This is a genomic window from Brevibacterium pityocampae (assembly GCF_039541555.1).
Taxonomy (GTDB): Bacteria; Actinomycetota; Actinomycetes; order Actinomycetales; family Brevibacteriaceae; genus Brevibacterium; species Brevibacterium pityocampae.
Genome location: NZ_BAABGL010000005.1, coordinates 1 through 5,574, shown reverse-complemented (window position 1 = coordinate 5,574; position 5,574 = coordinate 1). Strand labels below are relative to the sequence as shown.

The following is a 5,574-nucleotide window of genomic DNA, read 5'->3' as shown; positions in this document are numbered from 1 at the left end:
TGAAGAATATTGCGGCGGTGACTTACTCTCCCACACCCTGTCGAGTGCAGTACCATCAGCGCTGGCAGGCTTAGCTTCCGGGTTCGGAATGGGACCGGGCGTTTCCCTGCCGCTATGACCACCGCAAAACCATGGGACGAACACGCTCGTACGTGTCCGGTTTCTGCGGAACCACCCAGGGCCGCTGCCGGCCGGGATGGTCATTGTTCTAGTGGACGCGAAGCATACTCACCAACCCGACGGTTGGCGTGTGCTCTCATAAGAGGATTCAAACACGGTGTTGTGTGTGCTTGTGTTACCCGACCCGAACACACCCGGAAAAGGGTGGTGGGTGAGTGATCGGCGTATTAGTACCAGTCAGCTCCACGCATTGCTGCGCTTCCACATCTGGCCTATCAACCCCATAGTCTGTAGGGCGCCTCGATGGAAATCTCATCTTGAAGCAGGCTTCCCGCTTAGATGCTTTCAGCGGTTATCCTTTCCGAACGTAGCCAACCAGCCATGCACCTGGCGGTACAACTGGCACACCAGAGGTTCGTCCGTCCCGGTCCTCTCGTACTAAGGACAGCCCTTCTCAAATTTCCTACGCACGCAGCGGATAGGGACCGAACTGTCTCACGACGTTCTAAACCCAGCTCGCGTACCGCTTTAATGGGCGAACAGCCCAACCCTTGGGACCGACTACAGCCCCAGGATGCGACGAGCCGACATCGAGGTGCCAAACCATGCCGTCGATATGGACTCTTGGGCAAGATCAGCCTGTTATCCCCGAGGTACCTTTTATCCGTTGAGCGACCGCGATTCCACAATCCACGGCCGGGTCACTAGTCCCAGCTTTCGCTCCTGCTCGACACGTCCGTCTCACAGTCAAGCTCCCTTGTGCACTTACACTCGACACCTGATTGCCAACCAGGCTGAGGGAACCTTTGGGCGCCTCCGTTACTCTTTGGGAGGCAACCGCCCCAGTTAAACTACCCATCAGGCACTGTCCCTGAACCCGATCAGGGTCCGAAGTTAAGGAATCCACTATGGCCAGAGTGGTATTTCAACGATGACTCCACACACACTGGCGTGCATGCTTCACAGTCTCCCACCTATCCTACACAAGCCACACCGAACACCAATACCAAACTGTAGTGAAGGTCTCGGGGTCTTTCCGTCCTGCTGCGCGTAACGAGCATCTTTACTCGTAGTGCAATTTCGCCGAGTTCGTGGTTGAGACAGTGGAGAAGTCGTTACGCCATTCGTGCAGGTCGGAACTTACCCGACAAGGAATTTCGCTACCTTAGGATGGTTATAGTTACCACCGCCGTTTACTGGGGCTTAAATTCTCCGCTTCGAACCGAAGTTCTAACAGGTCCTCTTAACCTTCCAGCACCGGGCAGGCGTCAGTCCGTATACATCGTCTTACAACTTCGCACGGACCTGTGTTTTTAGTAAACAGTCGCTTCTCCCTGGTCTCTGCGGCCACCACCAGCTCAGAAGAGAAAATCTTCCTCACCAGGATGGCCCCCCTTCTCCCGAAGTTACGGGGGCATTTTGCCGAGTTCCTTAACCACGATTATCTCGATCGCCTTAGTATTCTCTACCTGACCACCTGAGTCGGTAATAGGGTACGGGCGGCTAGAACCTCACGTCGATGCTTTTCTCGGCAGCATAGGATCACCGGATCACCCACCAGATGTGGGTGCCCATCAGCTCTCAGACACATGACAGACGGATTTACCTACCTGTCGCCCTACGACCTTAGACCACGACAACCATCGCGCGGCCCGGCTACCTTCCTGCGTCACACCTGTTAATACGCTTACCTACTACACATTCAGGTCCCAGCCTCGACCGCACACCCGTCCCGAAGGACAGGAGACGGTCTCGGCTGGTTAGTATCACATGCCTCGGTATTGGCGGTTCTTCGCCGGTACGGGAATATCAACCCGTTGTCCATCGACTACGCCTGTCGGCCTCGCCTTAGGTCCCGACTTACCCAGGGCGGATTAGCCTAGCCCTGGAACCCTTGGTCATCCGGCGGACGGGTTTCTCACCCGTCTTTCGCTACTCATGCCTGCATTCTCACTCGTATAGCCTCCACCACTGGATCACTCCGCAGCTTCACCGGCCATACGACGCTCCCCTACCCAATACCACAACTCAACCAACCGGACATGCCGGCGGCTCATCACACGTGGTATTGCCACAACTTCGGCGGTGTACTTAAGCCCCGCTACATTATCGGCGCGGAATCACTTGACCAGTGAGCTATTACGCACTCTTTCAAGGGTGGCTGCTTCTAAGCCAACCTCCTGGTTGTCTTCGCAACTCCACATCCTTTCCCACTGAGCACACGCTTAGGGGCCTTAGTTGGTGGTCTGGGCTGTTTCCCTCTCGACTACGAAGCTTATCCCCCGCAGTCTCACTGCCACGCTTACACTTACCGGCATTCGGAGTTTGGTTGACGTCAGTAACCCGGTGGGGCCCATCAGCCATCCAGTAGCTCTACCTCCGGCAAGCAACACGCAACGCTGCACCTAAATGCATTTCGGGGAGAACCAGCTATCACAGAGTTTGATTGGCCTTTCACCCCTAACCACAGGTCATCCCCTCCATTTTCAACTGAAGTGGGTGCGGGCCTCCACACGCTCTTACACGTGCTTCACCCTGCCCATGGCTAGATCACTCCGCTTCGGGTCTAGGACACGCGACTGGGACGCCCTCTTCGGACTCGCTTTCGCTACGGCTACCCCACCAGGGTTAACCTCGCCACGCACCGCTAACTCGCAGGCTCATTCTTCAAAAGGCACGCCATCACCCCGAAAGGCTCTGACGGCTTGTAAGCACATGGTTTCAGGTACTATTTCACTCCCCTCCCGGGGTACTTTTCACCATTCCCTCACGGTACTATCCGCTATCGGTCATCAGGGAGTATTTAGCCTTACCAGGTGGTCCTGGCAGATTCACACGGGATTACACGAGTCCCGTCCTACTCGGGAACCATCACACACAACCAGCACACGTTTCGTCTACGGGACTCTCACCCACTCCGGTCAGGCTTCCCAACCTGTTCGACTACGCACACAACAGCCATGCCCAAGGAATGCAGCCCTCAGACGGATAGCCCCACAACACCGCACATGCAACACCTGCACGCTTGACACACACACGGTTTAGGCTCTTCCGCTTTCGCTCGCCACTACTCACGGAATCATTCTTATTTTCTCTTCCTGTGGGTACTGAGATGTTTCACTTCCCCACGTTCCCCCCACACACCCTATATATTCAGATGCGGGTCACGACACATGACATGTCGCGGGGTTCCCCCATTCGGACACCCTCGGATCACCGTTCGTTTACCAACTCCCCGAGGCTTATCGCAGGTTACAACGTCCTTCATCGGCTCCTGATGCCAAGGCATCCACCATGCGCTCTTGAACACTCACACACCCCCACACACTGACACGCAGCATGACCAGGAGCATCCGAGTCGGATAACACAAGAAACACAACAACAAAATCACACAGAACACCCCACACACACCCACGGCATGTATGCGATGTCCAGATGCTCGCGTCCACTATACGATTCTCAAACAACCAGCAGACCCCACCCCACACACCAACCCGAACGGTTGGTGCCGGCAGCAGGACCGCCATCCACAGAAAAACACCCACCCACAAATGTGGGGGCCTGTTCTCCCAGGACCCAACAGCGTGCCCATCCCCCACCAACCGGACCGCACCCTGTGCGACCCGCCGGCAAGCACCCCCACCCGGATCCGAAGACCCCAGTGAGAGCAGTTCTTGTGATGTTCCACCCATGAGCAACCACCACGGACACGAACGGCCCGAGCGTGGCAACACGTNCGACCCGCCGGCAAGCACCCCCACCCGGATCCGAAGACCCCAGTGAGAGCAGTTCTTGTGATGTTCCACCCATGAGCAACCACCCCGGACACGAACGGCCCGAGCGTGGCAACACTGAAATGTGTTAGCTCCTTAGAAAGGAGGTGATCCAGCCGCACCTTCCGGTACGGCTACCTTGTTACGACTTAGTCCCAATCACCAGTCCCACCTTCGACGGCTCCCCCCACAAGGGTTAGGCCACCGGCTTCGGGTGTTACCGACTTTCGTGACTTGACGGGCGGTGTGTACAAGGCCCGGGAACGTATTCACCGCAGCGTTGCTGATCTGCGATTACTAGCGACTCCGACTTCACGTAGTCGAGTTGCAGACTACGATCCGAACTGAGACCGGCTTTCTGGGATTCGCTCCGCCTCACGGCTTCGCAACCCTCTGTACCGACCATTGTAGCATGCGTGAAGCCCAAGACATAAAGGGCATGATGATTTGACGTCATCCCCACCTTCCTCCGAGTTGACCCCGGCAGTCTCCTATGAGTTCCCACCATCACGTGCTGGCAACATAGAACGAGGGTTGCGCTCGTTGCGGGACTTAACCCAACATCTCACGACACGAGCTGACGACAACCATGCACCACCTGTACACCAGCCCAAAGGGCTGAACCATCTCTGGCACATTCCGGTGTATGTCAAGCCTTGGTAAGGTTCTTCGCGTTGCATCGAATTAATCCGCATGCTCCGCCGCTTGTGCGGGCCCCCGTCAATTCCTTTGAGTTTTAGCCTTGCGGCCGTACTCCCCAGGCGGGGCACTTAATGCGTTAGCTACGGCGCGGAATCCGTGGAATGGACCCCACACCTAGTGCCCAACGTTTACGGCATGGACTACCAGGGTATCTAATCCTGTTCGCTCCCCATGCTTTCGCTCCTCAGCGTCAGTTACAGCCCAGAGTCCCGCCTTCGCCACCGGTGTTCCTCCTGATATCTGCGCATTTCACCGCTACACCAGGAATTCCAGACTCCCCTACTGCACTCTAGTCCGCCCGTACCCACTGCACGCGCAAGGTTGAGCCTTGCGTTTCCACAGCAGACGTGACAGACCACCTACGAGCTCTTTACGCCCAATAATTCCGGACAACGCTTGTACCCTACGTATTACCGCGGCTGCTGGCACGTAGTTAGCCGGTACTTCTTCTGCAGGTACCGTCACCCGAAGGCTTCTTCCCTACTGAAAGAGGTTTACAACCCGAAGGCCGTCATCCCCCACGCGGCGTCGCTGCATCAGGGTTTCCCCCATTGTGCAATATTCCCCACTGCTGCCTCCCGTAGGAGTCTGGGCCGTGTCTCAGTCCCAGTGTGGCCGGTCGCCCTCTCAGGCCGGCTACCCGTCGTCGCCTTGGTAGGCCATCACCCCACCAACAAGCTGATAGGCCGCGAGCCCATCCCCAACCGAAAAACTTTCCACCACCACTCCATGCGGAGAATGGTCATATCCGGTATTAGACCCAGTTTCCCGGGCTTATCCCAGAGTCAGGGGCAGGTTACTCACGTGTTACTCACCCGTTCGCCACTCATCCACCCACAGCAAGCTGCAGGCTTCAGCGTTCGACTTGCATGTGTTAAGCACGCCGCCAGCGTTCGTCCTGAGCCAGGATCAAACTCTCCATAAGAAAAATACAATCCCAGCCAAAAGAAAAAGACAGAGAAAATGATTTCTCCACCA

3 rRNA genes are annotated in these 5,574 nt (G+C 56.5%); all 3 read right to left on the bottom strand.

Annotated features, from left to right (window positions below):
• Window positions 1–9: 9 nt before the first annotated feature.
• Window positions 10–126 (bottom strand): 5S ribosomal RNA (gene rrf / locus ABD883_RS06020).
• A 201-nt stretch (window positions 127–327) separates the two neighbouring features.
• Window positions 328–3,436 (bottom strand): 23S ribosomal RNA (locus tag ABD883_RS06015).
• Window positions 3,437–3,994: 558 nt separating this feature from the next.
• A 16S ribosomal RNA gene (locus ABD883_RS06010) occupies window positions 3,995–5,521 on the bottom strand.
• The 16S, 23S and 5S rRNA genes sit together here, the layout of an rRNA operon.
• Between the last annotated feature and the right edge of the window lie 53 nt (window positions 5,522–5,574).